Genomic DNA, 17,438 nt, shown 5'->3' with positions numbered 1-17,438 from the left:
CCAGCGGGGCCCCGGCGGCGAAAGCGCCGCGTTCTGCCCGTACGGCGCTCTTCCGATGTGGCCGGACGTCGTAGACGATGGGCCTGTGGACAGGCATGAGCACGCTCGGCTCGACGCGCTGCAGCGCGACCCCTATCCGCACTATGCGCGGGCCCGGCACGCCGAGGGCCTGACCTTCGTGCCGGAGCTCGACGCCTGGCTGGTGGCCCGGGACGCGGACGTACGCGAAGTCCTGCGCCGCCCCGAGGCGTTCTCCTCCGCCAACGCCCTGCGCCCCGACGTCCTGCCGGGGCCCACGGTGCTCGCCGAGATGGGCCGGGGATTCGGCGGCCGCCCCGTCGTGGTCAGCTCCGACGGAGCCCTCCACCAGCGGCTGCGCGCCCCGATCGTGCACGGCCTCACCTCCTCCCGCGTCGCCGCGGTCGTGCCCTACGCGGTGGACCGCGCGACCGCGCTGATCGACGCCTTCGCCGGCCACGGCTCGGCCGACCTCATGGCGGAGTACGCGCTCAAACTGCCCGGCCAGGTGATCGGGCGTCTGATAGGGCTCGACGAGGCGGACGTGCCGCTCGCCGTGCACGGCGGCTACCGCGCCGAGCAGCTCCTCTTCCGGCCCCTGCCGGAGGAGGACCAGCTCGCTGCGGCCCGCGACGTGGTCGAGATGCAGCACCTCCTCGACACCTACGTACGGGAACGGCACGCCCACCCCCAGGACGACCTGTGCACCACGCTGATCAGCGCGCTCGCGCCGGGCGGCGACTCGCCCGCCACCGAGCTCACGCTCGACGAGCGCCACGAGATGGTCGCCCACCTGCAGAACTTCCTGCTCGCCGGGCACCTCACCACGAGCGCCCTGATCGGCTCGACGCTGCTGCACCTGATGCACCACCCCACGCAGTGGGAACTCCTGTGCCAGAAGCCGGAGTTGATCCCGGCCGCCGTCGAGGAGGCCGCCCGCTACGACAGCCCGATCCAGGGCTTCCGCCGCATCACCACCCGCCCGGTCGTGCTGTCCGGCACCGAACTCCCCGTCGGGGCCGTGGTGTTCGTGGCGTACGGATCCGCCAACCGCGACCCGAGCCGCCACGAACGCCCCGACGTCTTCGACATCACCCGCCCACCCGCGCGCCACCTCGCCTTCGGGTACGGCGTGCACGGCTGCCCGGGCTCCGCGCTGGCCCGCGAACAGCTCCGGGTCACCCTGGAACTGCTGACCTCGCGGCTGCCGGGGTTGCGGCTTGCCGAGGAAAGACCCGTCGTCATGCGCCCCACGATGATCCACCGCTCGCCGGAGGAACTTCCCCTGGTGTGGTGAGGGACGTCAACTGCCTTCGTATGCAGGGTAGTTGTCCGATGTATGCGGGACTGCTTCCTCAGCGGCTGCCCCGATTCAGCCGTAATCTCCGCTGATCACGGTCCTACCGTGAACCACTTGCGCGGCATATCCTCCGACCATGCGAGTCGCACTCTTCGTCACCTGCGTCAATGACGCGGTGTACCCGGCCACCGGCATCGCGACGGTGAAGCTGCTCGAACGGCTGGGGGTCGAAGTGGATTTCCCGGCCGGGCAGACGTGCTGCGGGCAGCCGCAGTTCAACACCGGCTACCGGCACGAGACCGAGCCCCTGGTGCGCCGGATGGGCCGGGTCTTCGAGGGCTACGACCACATCGTCACCCCCTCCGGCTCCTGCGTGGCGATGGTCCGCGACAACTATCCCCGCATCGCCCGCAAAGCGGCCGTCGAAGGCCGGGGTGCAGAGCTCGGCCGGGTCGCGGAATCTCTCGTACCGCGCGTGTACGAGCTGACCGAGTTCCTCGTCGACGTGCTCGGCGTGACCGACGTCGGCGCGTACTTCCCGCACACCGTCACCTACCACCCCTCCTGCCACGGCCTGCGCCTGCTCGGCCTCGGCGACCGGCCGCGCAGACTGCTTGAGGCGGTCAAGGGCCTGGAGCTGCGCGAACTGCCCGGCGCCGAGGAATGCTGCGGCTTCGGCGGCACCTTCGCCGTCAAGAACCAGGACGTCTCCGCGGCGATGGGCACCGACAAGGTACGCAGCGCGGCCGCCACCGGAGCCGAGGTGCTGTGCGGCGCCGACAACTCCTGCCTGATGCACCTCGGTGGCATCCTCCACCGCCAGGACGCCCCGATGCGGGCGCTGCACATCGCCGAGATCCTTCTCAGCACGGAAGCGGAGCCCCACGTATGAGCGGCACCTTCGTCGGCATGCCCGCGTTTCCCCGGGCCGCCCGCGACGCCCTGCGCGACACCACCCTGCGCGGGAATCTGCGCCACGCCACCCACACCATCCGCGACAAGCGCGCCAAGGCGGTCGCCGAACTCGCCGACTGGCAGCAACTGCGGGAGGCGGGCAAGCGCATCAAGGACCACACCCTGCGCCATCTCGACCGCTACCTGGTGCAGTTGGAGGAGTCCGTCACCGCGGCCGGGGGCACCGTCCACTGGGCCGCCGACGCGGAGGACGCCAACCGCATCGTCGCCGAGCTGATCAAAGCCACTGGGGAAACGGAGGTGGTCAAGGTGAAATCCATGGCCACCCAGGAGATCGGCCTCAACGAGGCGCTCGCCGCCGAAGGCATCCATGCCTACGAGACCGACCTCGCCGAGCTCATCGTCCAGCTCGGCGACGACCGGCCCTCGCACATCCTCGTCCCGGCCATCCATCGCAACCGGGGCGAGATCCGCGACATCTTCCTTGAAAAGATGGGCAGTTGGGGCAGGCCCGCCCCCGACGGGCTCGCCGACACGCCCGCCGATCTCGCCGAGGCCGCCCGGCTGCACCTGCGCGAGAAGTTCCTGCGTGCCAAGGTGGGCGTCTCGGGCGCCAACTTCATGGTCGCCGACACGGGCACCCTGGTCGTCTTCGAGTCCGAGGGCAACGGCCGCATGTGCCTGACCCTCCCCGAAACGCTGATCTCGGTCGTCGGCATCGAGAAGGTGGTCCCCACCTGGCAGGACCTTGAGGTGTTCCTCCAGACCCTGCCGCGCTCCTCGACGGCCGAGCGGATGAACCCGTACACCAGCATGTGGACCGGCACCGCCGACGGCGACGGCCCCCAGACCTTCCACCTCGTCCTGCTCGACAACGGCCGCACCGACGCGCTGGCCGACGACACCGGCCGCCAGGCCCTGCGCTGCATTCGCTGCTCGGCCTGCCTGAATGTGTGCCCGGTGTACGAACGGGCCGGCGGCCACGCCTACGGATCGGTCTACCCGGGCCCCATCGGAGCCATCCTCACCCCTCAACTCCGGGGCACGACAAGCGAGATCGACGCCTCGCTGCCGTACGCCTCCTCGCTGTGCGGCGCCTGCTACGAGGTCTGCCCGGTCGCCATCGACATCCCGGAAGTCCTGGTCCACCTCCGGGAGAGGGTCGCAGGCCGGGGCGGCCGGGGGCACCGCCTGGAGAAGGCGGCGATGAAGGCGGCCAGTTGGGCCATGGACCGCCCCGCCGTCATGGCGGCGGGGGAGCGGGCGGCGGCGAGGACCCGCGCGCTGCACCCGAAGCGACCGCCGGGCGCGAAGGCCTGGACCGACAGCCGCGACATGCCGGAACTCCCCGAAGAACCCTTCCGTGACTGGTGGAAGAAGAACCGCGCATGAGCTCACGCGACCGCATCCTGGCCCGCGTCCGCGCCGCCGTCGAGAACGCCCCGGCGACCCCCGCCGCCACCCGCGACTACCTGACGAGCCACACCCCGGACGACCCCGTGGCCGTACTCGACCTGCTGCACGAGAACCTCGCCGACTACCGAGCCGTCGTGCACCGCACGGTCACGGCCGGGGTGGCGCCCCTCATCGCCGAATTGCTGGCCGCACGAGAGGCCCGGAGCGTGCTGGTGCCGGACGGGCTCCCGCCGCAGTGGCTGTCGGGTGTCACGTCCGTACGCGTCGGCGACACCCCGCGGTCCACGGCAGCCGAACTCGACCACGTCGACAGCGTGGTCACCGGCTGCGCCCTGGCCATCGCCGAGACCGGCACCATCGTCCTGGACGCGGGACCGGGCCAGGGCCGCCGCCGGATCACCCTCGTGCCCGACCACCACATCTGCGTCGTACGGGTCCCGGACCAGGTCGTCGCCTCCGTCCCGCAGGCCATGTCCCGGCTCGACCCGCGCCGCCCGCTAACCTGGATCTCGGGCCCGTCCGCGACCAGCGACATCGAACTCGACCGGGTGGAGGGCGTGCACGGCCCCCGCACCCTCGAAGTGATCCTGCTCAGCGGGTGATCCGGGGCGCCTCGGCCGCCGCGTCGACCGGGCCCGGCAGCCGGCCCGCCAACTCCCGCGCCCACACGGCGAGCCCGGCCAGATCGATCCCGTACGTCGGTACGCCGTCGCGCGCCGCGTACTCGGCGAGCGAGCCCGTGCCGCGATCGAGGAGCGAAGCCCCGCCCTTCGCATTGCCGCGCGCGGCATGCGTCAGACCCACCGCGAGCTGTGCCAACCCCCGCCACAGCGCCTCCTCCTGGGCCGGGCCCGACTTCCACGCGTCCTCGAACACCTCGTGCGCGTGGAACGGCAGCCCCGCGTCGAGCAACCGCTGCGCCTCCCGCACGGTCTCCTCGGGGGACCTGGTCACGCCCTCCGGCTGGCGGGCCACCCCCTCGGCGTCATGGGGCAGCGGCCGGCCGAGCCCGTCCCTGGGCCGTGCGTTGCGCGCCCGCCCCTCGGCATCACGATCGCGGTCTGCGGAACTGTCCATGTGCCGATTGTCCCCCGTTCCTGCTGCGGTCCCAGAGTGCGGTATGGTTCTCATGCACGAACGGCCGGGGGAAACCCCAGGTCAGACGGGCACCGGGACGTGGCGCAGCTTGGTAGCGCACTTGACTGGGGGTCAAGGGGTCGCAGGTTCAAATCCTGTCGTCCCGACTCGACGGAGTCGTAGATCAGGGGCTGTTTCAGAGCAATCTGAAACAGCCCCTTGATCATTTTCGGGGATCGCTTGGGACCAGGGCGGCTGGCGGGGGTTGTGGCGCCCTCTGACCCGGTCAAGGTGCGCCACGGGGTGGACGGTAAGGCGCAGAGTGGGCGGTTCGTGGAGTCGCCCATGCGTTTCCCATGACTTCGCACGTTGAGTGTGCGGCGATTCTTGAACCGACCGTGAAATGCGTCTGACCTGCAGTTTCTTCGAGATGTCGTCGGTTTCTGTTGGATTGGTCGACCTGTTTCACTGAAGTGCACGCCGTGGAGCGCCCCGCAAGCCTTGACGCCAGCAACGAGAAGAAGGCCGCCGCCGCCCGGGCATGTCCGGTTGCCCCTACCGCGCGGTGGGCTCCGGAGGTGCAAGAGGTCGTTTCGTCCTGCTGTTTCATCCCGGGATGCGGCTTTGCTGTACTGGTGTAGTCGCGGACCGGGCGGTGGTGGAGCATCAGCCAGCCGTAGGTCCGCTCCACCGCCCACCGTTTCGGGATCGGTGTGAACCCTCTGGCCCCAGGGGTGCGTTGGACGATTTCGAGGTCGATGCCGAGGGTGGCGGCGTGGTCGACGAAGTGCTTGCGGTAGCCGCCGTCGACCCAGGCTTTGCGCAGGGTGGGGTGGTCGGCGGCGGTTTGCTCCAGGAGGGTGCGGCCGGCGGTGGAGTCCTGCGCGCTGGCAGCGGTGACCAGCACTGCCAGCAGCAGGCCGAGGGTGTCAATGACGATGCTGCGCTTGCGGACCGTGATCCTCTTGCCCGCGTCGATGCACCGGCTTCGGGCGGGCAGGATGGTGTGCAGTCCGAGCCCATCGCCGCCCGGCACCCACCGGGGGCGGTGCGGGTGGTCCCACAGGCCGCGTACGAGCTCGAAGGTCTCGCCCCCGTCCGCGGAACGGAACAGCGCGGCGGGCTCCGCCCCCGCACACACCACCTCGGGCCCCTCGGCGGGCGTCGGGATCAGCTGCCACACCCGCTGGAGCTGACAGTCCGCGCTGACCTGCACGAACGGCGTGCCGCGACCGCTCACCCGCCCGTCAGCCGGTCCGCGGCGGACGTATCACCACCGCACCGGCAGGCTCCGCCTCCCCCGGATCAGCATCCCCGGGAGCCATTCCCCCGGCTCCCCGTCCGCCGTCAGATCCGGGCAGCGCTCCAGCAGCGCGCGCAGCGCCACCTCGCCCTCGAGGCGGGCGAGGGGGGCGCCCAGGCAGAAGTGGATCCCGTGTCCGAAGGAGAGATGGCTCCGGGCCTCGCGCCGCCGTACGTCGAAGCGTTCCGGATCGGGGAAGCGCGCCGGGTCATGGTCCGCGCCGGCCATGGTGATCAGCACGATGGCACCGCGCGGCACCCGTACGCCGCCGATCTCGGTCTCCTCCAGGGCGATGCGCGGCGTGGTGGTCTCCACCGGCCCGTCGTAGCGCAGCGTCTCCTCCACCAGCCCCGCCGCCAGCCCCGCCGGATCGGCCCGTACGGCTGCCAGCTGCTCGGGGTGCGCGAGGAGCGCGCGCACCGCGTTGCCGATCGTGTTGACCGTCGTCTCGTGCCCGGCGACGAGCAGCAGGAAGGCCAACGAGACCAGCTCGTCCTCGGTGAGCCGGTCGCCGCCCTCGTCGACCGTGTGGACGAGGGCGCTGAGCAGGTCCTCCCCGGGGCTCTCGCGCTTGGCGGCGATGAGCCCTGTGAGATACGGCATGACCTGCTCGTACGCCTCCTTCTCCGCCTCGGGGCTGGTGGGCGCGAGGGTCTCGTTGGACCAGGCGTGGAAGGAGGCGCGGTCCAGGCCGGGGACGCCGAGCAGTTCGGAGATGACGATCATGGGGAGCGGGGAGGCGAACGCCTCGATGAGGTCGGCGCGGCGCGCTCCGTCCGCCGTCATGCGGTCCAGCAGCTCGTCGGTGATCTCCTGGACGCGCCCCCGCATCCTCTCGACCCGCCGGGCCGTGAACTCCTGCGCCACCAGCTTCCGCAGCCGGGTGTGGTGGGGCGGGTCGCTCATCAGCATGTTGGCGTTGCCGAGCATGTTCAGGGCGTACGGCGGGCTCCAGCCGGGCTGCCGATACTCGCGCTGCCAGTCCCGGCTGAGCAGCGGGGAGCTGAAGGCCTCACGCGCGGCCTCGTACCCGACCACGAGCCACACCACGCCCCTGTCGGGCCCCACTACCTGGTGCACCGGACCGCGCTCGCGCAGCCGGCGGTAGGCCGTGTACGGGTCGGCGTCGAAGTCGGGGCTGAGCGAGGCGAGCACCTCGATTCCGCCGAGGCTGTCGGGCCGGTCTGTTCTGTTGGGTATCGCGGGATCGGCGGCGGCTTTCTCGGTCTCGGTCACGACGGAATTCCCTTCCCTCAGGCCCGGGTTATCGGCCCCCGCCGACCACTCCGAGCACGGCCGCTCACTGTAATCCCGCACCCCCACCCGCACAACTACTTTCCACTGGCCCCGCGTTCACCAAACCGACAAAAAACATCAACAGAATTCGCTTACCAGAGCCACATACGCGAGTGCGTCGGCAACGCGCCTGTGCGGACAAGTCAACTCCGTCCCTGTGCTTCGACGTGGGGTTCCGCCGCATCGGCTGCGCTGTCCACAGGGGACAGGGCAACCGCTTTGCTCCTGGCCTGATTCAAGCGCCGATTATTTCCTTATGCACCATTTTTTGCAGACGTCGTCTCGGTTCCGCCACTGTCAACCCCACCCGCGGGGCTGAACTCTGCCTGGTTTCAAGCCAATTGGAGCTCGGTCACACCCTCCGCTCTGAGCGAACGGCTTCTCAACTCCCCCTGGATGGGGGCGGAGTGCGTGTTAGCTTCGTTAAGCGCGAGGGTCAGATGGCAGCTGAACGGACTCAGTCCAGGCCCTTTAGCGGACACGCAACGACAGAGGAGTGGAATCGCATGAGCTCTCGGCAGTTGCCTCTCGAAGCAGGCCAGATGATGCCTTACGCCCGCGGCGGTGCCGGTGATGGGGTCAGCGTGGATGCGGTTTACAACCGTCTTCTCGAGGACCGCATCATTTTCCTCGGCAAGGAAGTCGACGATGACATCGCTAACCGCATTACCGCGCAGATGCTGATGCTCGCCGCGGATCCGACCCGTGACATTTACTTGTACATCCACTCGCCGGGCGGCTCGGTTACCGCCGGCATGGCGGTCTACGACACCATGCAATACATCAAGAATGACGTCGTGACCATTGCCATGGGATTCTGTGCCTCCATGGGCCAGTTCCTTCTCACCGCCGGTACCAAGGGGAAGCGGTTCGCATTGCCGCACACCAAGATCCTCATGCACCAGCCCTCGGCCGGTTTCGCCGGCTCGGCCTCGGACATCAAGATCTACGTGGACCAGCTGGTCCGCACCAAGCGGGAAATGGCTGAGCTCATCGGGCGCCACTCCGGCCAGGACACCGAGACGATCACCCGTGACTCTGACCGGGATCGCTGGTTCACTGCCCAGGAGGCCAAGGAATACGGCCTGATCGACGAGGTGATGACCGTGGATCATCCGGGTCTTGGCGCTGTCGGCTAGTCCTCTGCCCCGCGGACCAGCACATCCATCCACCTCGGGAGGACCACGCCCAGTGAGCACTTCTACGCCCACATCAGCCTCGCCCCCGTTCGGGTCCGGTCACTTGCGCCCGGAAAGCCGTTATGTCGTACCGCGTTTCGTGGAACGTACGTCGCAGGGCACCAGGGAGTACGATCCCTACGCGAAACTCTTCGAGGAGCGCGTAATCTTCCTCGGCACCCCGGTCGATGACGTCGTGGCGAACGACATCATGGCCCAGCTCTTGTGCCTTGAGTCACAGGACCCTGACCGGGACATTTCTCTCTACATCAATTCGCCCGGCGGTGACCTCACTCCGCTCACCGCTGTCTACGACACCATGCAATTTGTGCGGCCCGATATCCAGACGGTCTGTCTCGGGCAGGCCAGTTCGGTGGCCGCCGTGATCCTGGCGGCGGGTACCCCCGGGAAGCGTCTGGCTCTGCCGAGCGCTCGGATCCTCCTCCAGCAGCCGCACAGCGACGGCACCCAGGGCCAAGTGTCCGACCTGGAGATCCAGGGCCGTGAGGTCCAGCGTCAGCGGGAGTTGATTGAAGGGCTTCTCGCCAAGCACACCGGCCGGGACGTCGCACAGATCAACAAGGACGTCGACCGAGCCCAAGTCCTCACCGCCGATCAGGCACTGAAGTTCGGACTCGTCGACCAGGTGGTCGCTCCTCGCACCATCGCGGGTGTGCGTTGATGCAGCAGGATGCAGGGGCCTGAGGTTCGACTGCGAAGGCAGGCCCAGGAGAGTACTGACGTCGAGGTGATCAGCTTCCACGTATACGAGGGAAGCGGCACATGCCGGGCCCGGTCTCTGGACGGCCGTCGTCGGTGATCGTCACGATCTTGCCGACGACGGCCGTCGTGCTGGACGGACCCCTCCCATGTCCTGCAGTCGTCGGGGCTGTCGGCGCAGGGCGCGGCAAGTCGTGACATCGACCGTTGCCGAGGTCAACAGCGGCCTGTACTCCATGCTGGTGACATGCCGGGACCAAGATCGGCGACCTGTCGGCCATCGTCGCACTTCAGAGAGGCACCAGCGTTGTCCGGTCGGCTCTGTCGGTTCGATCGTCCTGGCCCGGCGGTCGCTACAGTCCGTTCCCATGATCACGGTTACCACACGCTCGGTCGCCTACCCGGCCGACGGTCTGACGATGGTCGGGCACCTGGCGCTCCCGGCCGGCGCCGACCGCCGGCCCGCAGTTCTGGTCGGGCCCGAGGGGACCGGGCTGAACGACTTCCAGCGCAGCAGGGCCGACGCCCTGGCCGAGATGGGGTACGTGGCGTTCGCCTTCGACATCCATGGCGGACGGTGGTTCACCGACCCCGAAGAGATGATGGCCCGAGTAACTCCCCTGCTCGCAGATCCCGACCGGATGCGGGGGATCGGTCACGCGGCGCTCGACGTGTTGCGTGCCGAACCGCGGACCGATCCCGACCGGATCGCCGTCATCGGCTACGGCACCGGGGGCGCCATCGGGCTGGAACTCGGGCGCGACGGTGTCGACCTGCGTGCGATCGGGACAGTCAACGCCCTGACCACGGGCCGGCCGGGTGAGGCGGCGCGCATCCGCTGTCCTGTGTGGGCAGGGGTCGGATCGGAAGACCCGATCATGCCGCCCGCGCAACGGGACGCCTTCGCCGCCGAAATACTGGCCGCGGGTGTCGACTGGCGTCTCGTGGTCTACGGCGGCGCCTTGCACGCCTTCCACCACCCCCCGGTGAACCAGCCCGTGCGCCCCGGAGTGGGTCACCACCCTCGACACGCACGACGTGCCTGGAGTGACGTCGTCGGTCTGCTCGACGAGTGTCTGCCCGTAACGGAGTGATCCTTCCAGCAGTGCCGGTTGCGGGCCGCGAACCAGCAGGCGTCTTGTCCCGCGGCCGGGTCAACAAGGGCGAACCTCCTTATGGCTCACGCGTTGTTGTGGACGCTCTCGGCATTCGGCGCCGCCGAAACATGGCCACCTGAAGATCACCAACAGCGTTCCGAGGCCGTGCCGGAGCCACGTCAGGCCCCGCTCCGCGAAGGCGGGCCTCCGAATTGAAGCACCGAGTCGACGGTGCGGCGCAGTGAGCGGGTCGCTGGCGGCGACGCGTAGGAGAGCCGAAAGAGCATGAGTTCGGCCTCGTCCGGCTTGCTGGGGATGACGGCGGTGAACCTGGTGCGCAGAGTGCGCAGAACGTCGGTCTCGGTGGCGTCGAGTCCCGTCTCGCTGCCACCTTCCACGCGGGCGAACAGGTAGAGCAGGGAGGTGTGGGGCTGGAATCCCAAGCCGAGGGAGGTGGCGGTGAGCCAGAGCCGTTGCAGGGCGCGGCCGCCGTTGACGAAGGCGTGAGAGCCCTTGCCCGGGATGGTGAGGCAGCCGACGGCCGACGAGGCGGCAAGGGCCTTTCCGGCACTCTCCTCGAAGGCTTTGCCGCCGCCGATCCGGCGGACGAAAGCCAGACCGGCCCATCGTCGTGCCAGACGGACGCCTGCCAGGTCGACGTCGTCCAGCCCCAGCGTGGCGACGTCGATGCCGTCCCGCGTGCGCCGTGTCTCTTCGGGGTCCCAGCGCAGCTCGTTCATCATTTCCCGATGCAGTTGCGGGGAAAGCATGCGCAGCCGGTCGCCCGCCCCCAGGACCCGGCCCATCTCGTCCAACTGATCGCGTTCGGTGACGAGGTGGAGTCGGGCGCCGCTCTCGGCGGCGCAGTCCGTCAGCGCTGCGGCGTGCGACTTGACGAGTGGGCGAACCGGGCCGGGACTGCGGTTGGTGGTGCGGTGCTCGATCCAGTCGAACAGTGCGGGGCGCGGGACGTCAGCAGCGCTGGAGAAGGTGAGTCGGCAGACCAGGCCGGGGTCGGCCGCGGTGGGGAAGTACTGCGCATGGCAGGCCCAGCCCGAGGCCTCGGCCGCGAGGTGAATGTTCTCCACCGCCGCGCCGATGGCCAGATGGGTGGCGCAGCCTTCGAAGTCGAGCAAGGTCTGCGGCTGTGCGGCGTCGATGCGGCAGTCCAACGCCTCGTCATGGGCTATGAACTGCCAGGGCTGGCTGTTGCCGCCGGACGGCGCCTGGATGCCGTGGGCGACCAGGCGGCGGGTGCCTTCTTCACCCAGGGTGGCGCCGGCGTTGCCGGGCGGCGGCAGGAGGAGGGGAGGGGAGGCCACCTCCGCAGTGGGCTCGGACGCGGGCTCCGCTGGTGCCAAGGGGGTCTCCGCGCCCTCGCGGATCAGCGTGCCGGGATCGACGAAGTACCGTCCCGAGGCGGTGAATTGACCGAGCAGGAGGCGGCGAGCGGTATCTGTCACCAGCGCGGCACCCAGGCTGACTCCCGAGGCGAGCTGTGGCCATGAGGAGATGGTTTTGCCTGTCTCGACGAGGGACGAGACCAGACGCTCGGAGGGCTCGTCCTGACCGAGGATGCGGAGGAGGTGCGGGAGCTTTTCGCGGGTCGACATCGCCTTGACTCCGGCGGCCGCCACTCCCTGCAGAAGGCCGTGCAGGAGGGGACGTTCCGGTTCGAGGTCGAACCGCTCCACATCGAGCATGCCGCGCTCGTTGGTCTCCATGAGGACGGGGATGCCGAGCGCGCGGGCGCGTTCACGGACGTGGACCTTGAGGTACATGTCGTCGCACTCCTCGACGAGGAGGTCGGTGCGGCCACCGCCCGCGAGGAAGGCGTCGGTGTTCTCCTCGGTCAGCCCCTCCGGCCAGACAGTGATGTCGAGGTAGGGGTCGATCTCGTACATCTGCCGTGCAGCGATGACGACTTTGGGCAGGCCGACATCGGCGACCGAGGCGCGGAGCCGGTTGAGGTTGGAGAGGGAGAGGAGGTCGAAGTCGGCGAGCCGGAAACGGTCGCCCACACCCTCTTGAGCGAGGGTGACCGCACTTGCGGCGCCCACGGAGAGGCCGACCACGGCCACGGTCTTCCGCGACAGGAGGTTCTGCTCCTCCGCGGTGATCTTGTAGCGGTTGCGGGACTGACGGAGCTCGCGGTGCTCGGCCGGCGGTAGGACGTGGACGAGCTGCCGCGACCAGGCGTACCACGCCCATGTGCCGTACTCCGCCGGGGGCCTGCCGCCGAGGTGGTCAGTGACGGCAGAGGCCAACTCGTCGGCGTCCGGACGCCAGTCGGGGCGCCGAGCGGAGAGGAGCTCTGCCAGCTGATCGGCGCACGTGTCGTGGACGGAATCGACGGCACCGCTTTCGAGGAGCTCTGTCAGGGCAGAACGTTGCTCGGGCTCGACCGGTGCGTACAGCCTCGGTCGCCATGGAGCAATGTTGCCGGCGGTCTGGGTGAGGGTGCCGAGACGCGCTTCCAGGTTCATTGATCTCCTAACGTGCGTTGCCTACGGATGCCGAGGAGGTGGAGTGCCCGAGGCCGAGTTCCTCGGCGACGGCGCGGGCCACGTCGGTGGGGATGAGGGGCGCTTCGTCCAGGGCGCGGTCCAGCAGCACCGCCGCATTGGTGAATCGCTCCTCGCGATGGCGGATGGCCTCGGCCCGGTTGATGAAGTAGTACGCCGTGATGCCCGGAAAGGGGCGGTCGTGCAGGGGGCGGTCATGCCGGAAACGGAGACCGCCCCGTTCGTATCCCTTGATTCGTTTAGTGGGGCCGCTGCCACAGATCACGGTTGCCCCCAGTCGCTGAGCCGCCACGACGGAGGCGAAGGACAGCAGGGACGAGAGGTTGCGGCCCCTCCAGTCGTTTTCCGCCCAGGTGCCGCAGATCTCTGCCACCGACTCGCCGGCGGCGACTTCGTCCGCCAAGGCATCGTTGAAATCTTGGCTCGCGAGGTGGATCTCGGACGGCAGCTGGCCCGCTATTTTCCGGTGGATGCGGATACCGCCGACGAGCCTCCCGCCCTCGTCGCCTGCCGTCTCGTCGAAAACAGCTAGGTAACTCAATGGGTCGCGAGTAGTGCGCGGGTCCGTGCTTCCGTACTTCGTCACCGTCTCGTAGCCGGTCGCGGAGTATGCGCGCTGCTGGGCTTCGAGATAGGCGTCGTAGGCGGGATCGTTGAACTGTGCGTCGAGTAGCCGGAGGTACATCAAGGATCCTCGTGGGTTGGGTCGTATCCGGATCATGGATGTGGCTGCGGACGGCATCAAAAAGTACAGGACGCCCCATGGCCGACCAAATACTTTTTGGTCGTCTTCGACGCTTGCGCGTCTCGCAGCCATATTCCGGAACGGGTCCTCGACTCTAATCGCCGCGGTTCCGGCGCCCTGTCCGATTTGGAAAGATGATCCAGCTACCTGCCGTTCTATCCAAGGGGCAATTTTCAGCCCCTTGATCGCTCGGGCCGGGGCCAGGATTTGGACTCCTTCGGCCAAAAATGAAGGGGTGCAGAGGTGGAAGCGATCGATTCACGCCACCAACGAGAGGCGGTGGGACGTAAATGGTCTTGTGCGGTTCTCGGGTTTGGTGTTGCCTCGTGGTGCATCGCGACCTGGACGGATTCGTCATTCGGGCAGGACGCGTCAACGGGGAGGAAATTTTCGACGATGCAGGTGAAGGCGGCAATCTACCCCCGCCCACCTGGTGTCGCGTCCCCGGGACGGGGGTGGTTCGCGCTGCGGGGATCTTGCTTCCGCTGTCTGTCTCAATGCCGCCAATCGGTTAAACCGGACGTTGTTGGATTTCGCCACGACACGACACGGCCGAGGGTGCACGCCCGAGGCTCGTAGCACCGTGAAGGAGATCATCATGACCAAACCGTCAGCGACCGCCCTGGACGAGCTGTGGAAGCTGGTTTATACCAGCTTTCGGTTCCCATTCCTGCATGCCGCACTGCGCCTGAAGTTGTTTGCTCTGCTCAAGGAGCGGCCCGGCAGTACTCTCGAAGAGATAACCCGGGCACTGGAATTGGAAGAACGCGCGGGTCACGTGCTGCTGCTGGGGTGCAGCACATTCGAGCTCGTGCGCAAGGAAGACGGTGGGTACCACAACACTGCCGCGACCGATATCCTCGCGGGCGATCCGGACGAATTCATGCCGGTCATCATCCGCTACACCCACGAGATGTTGTATCGCCCGATGGGCTGGCTCTACGAATCGCTGGTGGAGAACGACAACTTGGGGCTGGACCGCGAGCTGCTCGCCGGCTCGTCGGCGACCACACTCTACGAACTGCTTGGCGAGGACAAGAACCTCGAAAAGATATTCACCGCCATGATGGAACATCAGAGCCGCTCGGTGGTCGAGGACTTCGTCAACTCCGTGGACTTCTCCTCCTACCAGCATGTACTGGACGTCGGCGGCGGCACTGGAACAAATGCCATCGCCTTCGCCCAGCGCTGGCCGCACCTCCAGGCGACCATCCTCGAACTCCCCAACGTGGCGAAGATGGCGGAAGAGCAGATCGCCAAGGCGGGTCTTGCCGACCGTGTTCACGCAGTCGGAGCCGACATCTGGCAGGAAGAGTTCCCCACTTCCCACGACTGCGTCGTATTCTCTCGATTCCTTGAGATCTGGTCGCCGGAGCAGGTTCGCGACCTTTTCGCGAAGACCTACCGGGCGCTGAAGCCGGGAGGACACCTGGTGATCGTCGCTTGCGCCCAGGACGACGACGAGACCGGTCCCGCCCACGCCGCGTTCATGTCGGCGTACGTGCACACGATTGCGTCGCCCGAGGGCCGCATCTACACGCCGCAGGAATTCGAGCAGTGGTACACCGAAGCGGGGTTCGAGCCGATGGACCGGCAATATCCCGGGCGGTTCGACGTCATCCTGCGCGCCCGTAAGCCCGAGGTCGGCTGAGCTGTCCCACAACTGAGGGCAGTTGTCGCGTTGTTCGGTAGGGGCATGCGTCAGGCCGTGCGGCGGATTCGCCGCCGGCCCCTGCCCGGCGCCATCCATTCGTCCTGCCACGGTCCCACCGGCGCGAGCCGCGGCAGCGCCCTGGCGGTCGGCGGTCGGTTCGGCGGGGTACACCTCGCCGGCCGCCGTGCTGTCGCCACGGCAGGGGAAAGAATGAACAACCCACTATGCGGAGCTCGAATGAAATCGCCTGACAAACTGGCTGTAGTTACCGGTGGAACCAAGGGAATCGGGCTCGAATTCAGCCGCAGGCTCACTCGGATGGGATATCGAGTGGTCGCAACTTTTCGCAGTGACGAAGATTCGGCCAACCGGGCTGCGCAGGAGATGAAGAAGGGTCTCTCGGTCATCCAGTCCGATGTGTCGGATCCCGATGAAGTGGCGCGGCTGGCCGACCTGGTGCGTACCGGTCACGGAACTCCCCAAGTGCTGGTCAACAATGCTGGACTGAACATAGACCGGCCGGTGCTTGAGATCTCCGACATGGACTGGCGCCGGGTGCTGGACACAAATCTTTCGGGGCCCTTCTACATGACCCGGGCGTTTGCTCCGCACATGTTGGAGGCCGGCGGCGGTTCCATCGTCAACATCGGTGCGACCACGGCGATCCGCCCCCGGCTGAACGGTGCCAACTACTGTTCGAGCAAAGCGGGGCTGCTCCACCTGACCAAGTGCCTGGCCATGGAGCTGGCCCCCAGTATCCGGGTGAATTGCCTCATTCCAGGAATGATCGATACGGAGGAGATGCGGACTCGATTCCGCCTCGCCGAGCCGGAGCACATGAACTCGCTCCTGGATGAAATTCCGCAGCGGAGGATCGGCTCCACCGATGAGATGGCGGACGCTCTGGAATTTCTCGTGAGCGCAGGGGCCACCTATGTAACGGGCCAGAAGCTCATCGTGGACGGTGGCCAGTTCATGTGGTAGAGGCCTCGGCCGCCGACTGAAGATCGTGAATCAATCGCTGACATGAGAAACCATAGAGAAAGAGAAGCTCATGCGATCGCGCCTTGAACGCTATCAGGAATTCCTGGAGCAGGAGTACCGCTCCGGTTTCACGAAGTCGGACGAGTACGACATCTCCGGGATCTCGGAAGATCTCGCGAAGAAGATATGGAGCGGTCATTTCAACCGCATCGTCTTCAGCGGCATGGGCTGCTCGGCCATCGTGTCGGACGTGATCAAGGTCTTCTTCAACTCGATCAGGAGCGACCTCGAAGTACATGTCTTCAACGACTACGACTTCGAGTACCTGATCCCGCGCTCAGTGATCGAGGACGACCGGACGCTCATCATCCTGAGTTCGTACAGCGGCCACTCCAACGAGCCGGTCCGGGCCTTCCACGCGCTGAGCCCGATGCACGACCGGGTTCTGCTGCTCACCTCGGGCGGCCGACTCGGCGAGCTGGGGGAGGAGCACGGTGTGTCCATCGCGCGCTGGACCCTGAGCAAGCCGGACCGTGAGTACCCGCTGTTCCACGTCGGCCAGTACTTCTCGATTCTGGTCGACATGTTCCTGAAGCTCGGGCTCCTGGACAAGGACCACGGTCCGGAAGTCCGCGCCCTGGCCCAGACCTTGGAGACCGACTTCACGCCCTCTCTGCGTGAGTTGGCGGCCGATGCCGCTGTCCGGAGCGAGAACTCCAACATCATCATGCTCGGCTCGCCCAAGTGGCACGAGAGCCTGTTGAAGCTCGCCAAAATGCACTTCAACGAAATCGCCATGGTGCCCGCGACGCGGAACTTTTTCCACGAGTTCTGCCACAGCGAGGTGGCCACGCTTTCGGACCCCGTGCGTCGTCACAGCATCCTCATCTTCTCCGACCCGGAGGAGGACGACTATACCCGCGCCAAGCGCAAGAACCTGGTGTCGCTGCTGGCCGCGCCGATACCGCAGAACGCGAACGTCACGGTGACCGAGATCGAGCTCGACCAACCAACCTTCATGCGCCAGTACTTCACCGCTCTGGAATTCGTCCAGTATCTGACCTTGGACCTCGGAAAGGCGCGGGAGACGGCATCACGGAATCTCATTTCAGAGGCAGCAGGAAACCCCTGGTACCACGGCACCACGATTGACGCGGAGAACGCCGGCTGACGCATTCGCGCAGCCCAGGGATCGAAAGCAACAGCCGAG

Annotated in this window: 14 protein-coding genes, 1 tRNA gene and 1 pseudogene; 11 read left to right on the top strand and 5 right to left on the bottom strand. The window is 67.3% G+C overall.

Annotated features, from left to right (window positions below; translation table 11 throughout):
- Positions 1-85 precede the first annotated feature (85 nt).
- The 4 genes from ADK54_RS41015 to ADK54_RS41000 all read left to right on the top strand — a co-directional run bounded on the left by ADK54_RS41015 (position 86) and on the right by ADK54_RS41000 (position 4,251).
- Entirely contained in the window at positions 86-1,315 is a 1,230-nt protein-coding gene (locus ADK54_RS41015) for a cytochrome P450 (protein ID WP_053730958.1), read from the top strand.
- A 139-nt stretch (positions 1,316-1,454) separates the two neighbouring features.
- A complete protein-coding gene (locus ADK54_RS41010) occupies positions 1,455-2,210 on the top strand; it encodes a (Fe-S)-binding protein (protein ID WP_053730957.1) in 756 nt (251 codons plus the stop codon).
- Positions 2,207-3,625: a LutB/LldF family L-lactate oxidation iron-sulfur protein gene (locus ADK54_RS41005; protein WP_053730956.1), complete on the top strand. Its 1,419-nt coding sequence runs from the start codon at positions 2,207-2,209 to the stop codon at positions 3,623-3,625. The genes ADK54_RS41010 and ADK54_RS41005 overlap by 4 nt, the downstream gene beginning before the upstream one ends.
- The gene (locus ADK54_RS41000) at positions 3,622-4,251 is read left to right on the top strand and encodes a LutC/YkgG family protein (RefSeq protein WP_053730955.1); all 630 of its coding nucleotides are present in this window, start codon (positions 3,622-3,624) and stop codon (positions 4,249-4,251) included. Before ADK54_RS41005 ends, ADK54_RS41000 begins: the two co-directional genes overlap by 4 nt.
- Here ADK54_RS41000 and ADK54_RS40995 read toward each other — a convergent pair.
- Positions 4,241-4,726: a DUF309 domain-containing protein gene (locus tag ADK54_RS40995; RefSeq protein ID WP_053730954.1), complete on the bottom strand. Its 486-nt coding sequence runs from the start codon at positions 4,724-4,726 to the stop codon at positions 4,241-4,243. The two genes, ADK54_RS41000 and ADK54_RS40995, sit on opposite strands and share 11 nt — an antisense overlap.
- Positions 4,727-4,819: 93 nt before the next feature.
- Here ADK54_RS40995 and ADK54_RS40990 point away from each other — a divergent pair.
- Positions 4,820-4,893 (top strand) — tRNA-Pro (locus ADK54_RS40990).
- A 470-nt stretch (positions 4,894-5,363) separates the two neighbouring features.
- Here the strand turns inward: ADK54_RS40990 and ADK54_RS48080 are convergent.
- Positions 5,364-5,732: pseudogene (locus ADK54_RS48080) on the bottom strand (transposase); the annotation flags it as partial.
- A 264-nt stretch (positions 5,733-5,996) separates the two neighbouring features.
- Positions 5,997-7,265 carry a cytochrome P450 gene (locus ADK54_RS40980; protein ID WP_324610228.1) on the bottom strand — a complete coding sequence of 423 codons (1,269 nt, stop codon included), beginning with the start codon at positions 7,263-7,265 and terminating at the stop codon, positions 5,997-5,999.
- Positions 7,266-7,870: 605 nt separating this feature from the next.
- Between ADK54_RS40980 and ADK54_RS40975 the strand changes: the two genes are divergently transcribed.
- The 3 genes from ADK54_RS40975 (at position 7,871) to ADK54_RS40965 (ending at position 10,317) form a co-directional block, all read left to right on the top strand.
- Entirely contained in the window at positions 7,871-8,464 is a 594-nt protein-coding gene (locus tag ADK54_RS40975; protein ID WP_053730996.1) for an ATP-dependent Clp protease proteolytic subunit, read from the top strand.
- A 52-nt stretch (positions 8,465-8,516) separates the two neighbouring features.
- The gene (locus tag ADK54_RS40970; RefSeq protein WP_053730953.1) at positions 8,517-9,185 is read left to right on the top strand and encodes an ATP-dependent Clp protease proteolytic subunit; all 669 of its coding nucleotides are present in this window, start codon (positions 8,517-8,519) and stop codon (positions 9,183-9,185) included.
- Between the two features lie 406 nt (positions 9,186-9,591).
- Positions 9,592-10,317, top strand: a complete 726-nt coding sequence (locus tag ADK54_RS40965; protein ID WP_053730952.1) for a dienelactone hydrolase family protein — start codon at positions 9,592-9,594, stop codon at positions 10,315-10,317.
- 182 nt (positions 10,318-10,499) lie between these two features.
- Here the strand turns inward: ADK54_RS40965 and ADK54_RS40960 are convergent, their stop codons facing one another.
- Together ADK54_RS40960 and ADK54_RS40955 are read right to left on the bottom strand one after the other, a co-directional pair.
- Positions 10,500-12,806, bottom strand: coding sequence for an Rv1355c family protein (locus ADK54_RS40960; RefSeq protein WP_053730951.1), 2,307 nt, complete (start codon positions 12,804-12,806; stop codon positions 10,500-10,502).
- A gap of 7 nt (positions 12,807-12,813) precedes the next feature.
- On the bottom strand, positions 12,814-13,530 hold the full coding sequence (locus ADK54_RS40955; protein ID WP_053730950.1) for a hypothetical protein: 717 nt from the start codon (positions 13,528-13,530) through the stop codon (positions 12,814-12,816).
- 643 nt (positions 13,531-14,173) lie between these two features.
- On the opposite strand from ADK54_RS40955, the gene ADK54_RS40950 reads away from it, so the two are divergent.
- The 3 genes from ADK54_RS40950 to ADK54_RS40940 all read left to right on the top strand — a co-directional run bounded on the left by ADK54_RS40950 (position 14,174) and on the right by ADK54_RS40940 (position 17,399).
- A complete protein-coding gene (locus ADK54_RS40950) occupies positions 14,174-15,241 on the top strand; it encodes a methyltransferase (protein WP_159048045.1) in 1,068 nt (355 codons plus the stop codon).
- A 45-nt stretch (positions 15,242-15,286) separates the two neighbouring features.
- Entirely contained in the window at positions 15,287-16,228 is a 942-nt protein-coding gene (locus ADK54_RS40945; RefSeq protein WP_234392418.1) for an SDR family NAD(P)-dependent oxidoreductase, read from the top strand.
- A gap of 70 nt (positions 16,229-16,298) precedes the next feature.
- Positions 16,299-17,399 carry an SIS domain-containing protein gene (locus tag ADK54_RS40940; RefSeq protein WP_053730947.1) on the top strand — a complete coding sequence of 367 codons (1,101 nt, stop codon included), beginning with the start codon at positions 16,299-16,301 and terminating at the stop codon, positions 17,397-17,399.
- The last annotated feature ends 39 nt before the right edge of the window (positions 17,400-17,438 follow it).

The organism is Streptomyces sp. WM6378 (assembly GCF_001279695.1).
In the GTDB taxonomy this organism is placed as follows: domain Bacteria; phylum Actinomycetota; class Actinomycetes; order Streptomycetales; family Streptomycetaceae; genus Streptomyces.
The sequence above is the reverse complement of the archived record's forward strand: the minus strand, read 5'-3'. Positions and strand labels throughout refer to the sequence as shown.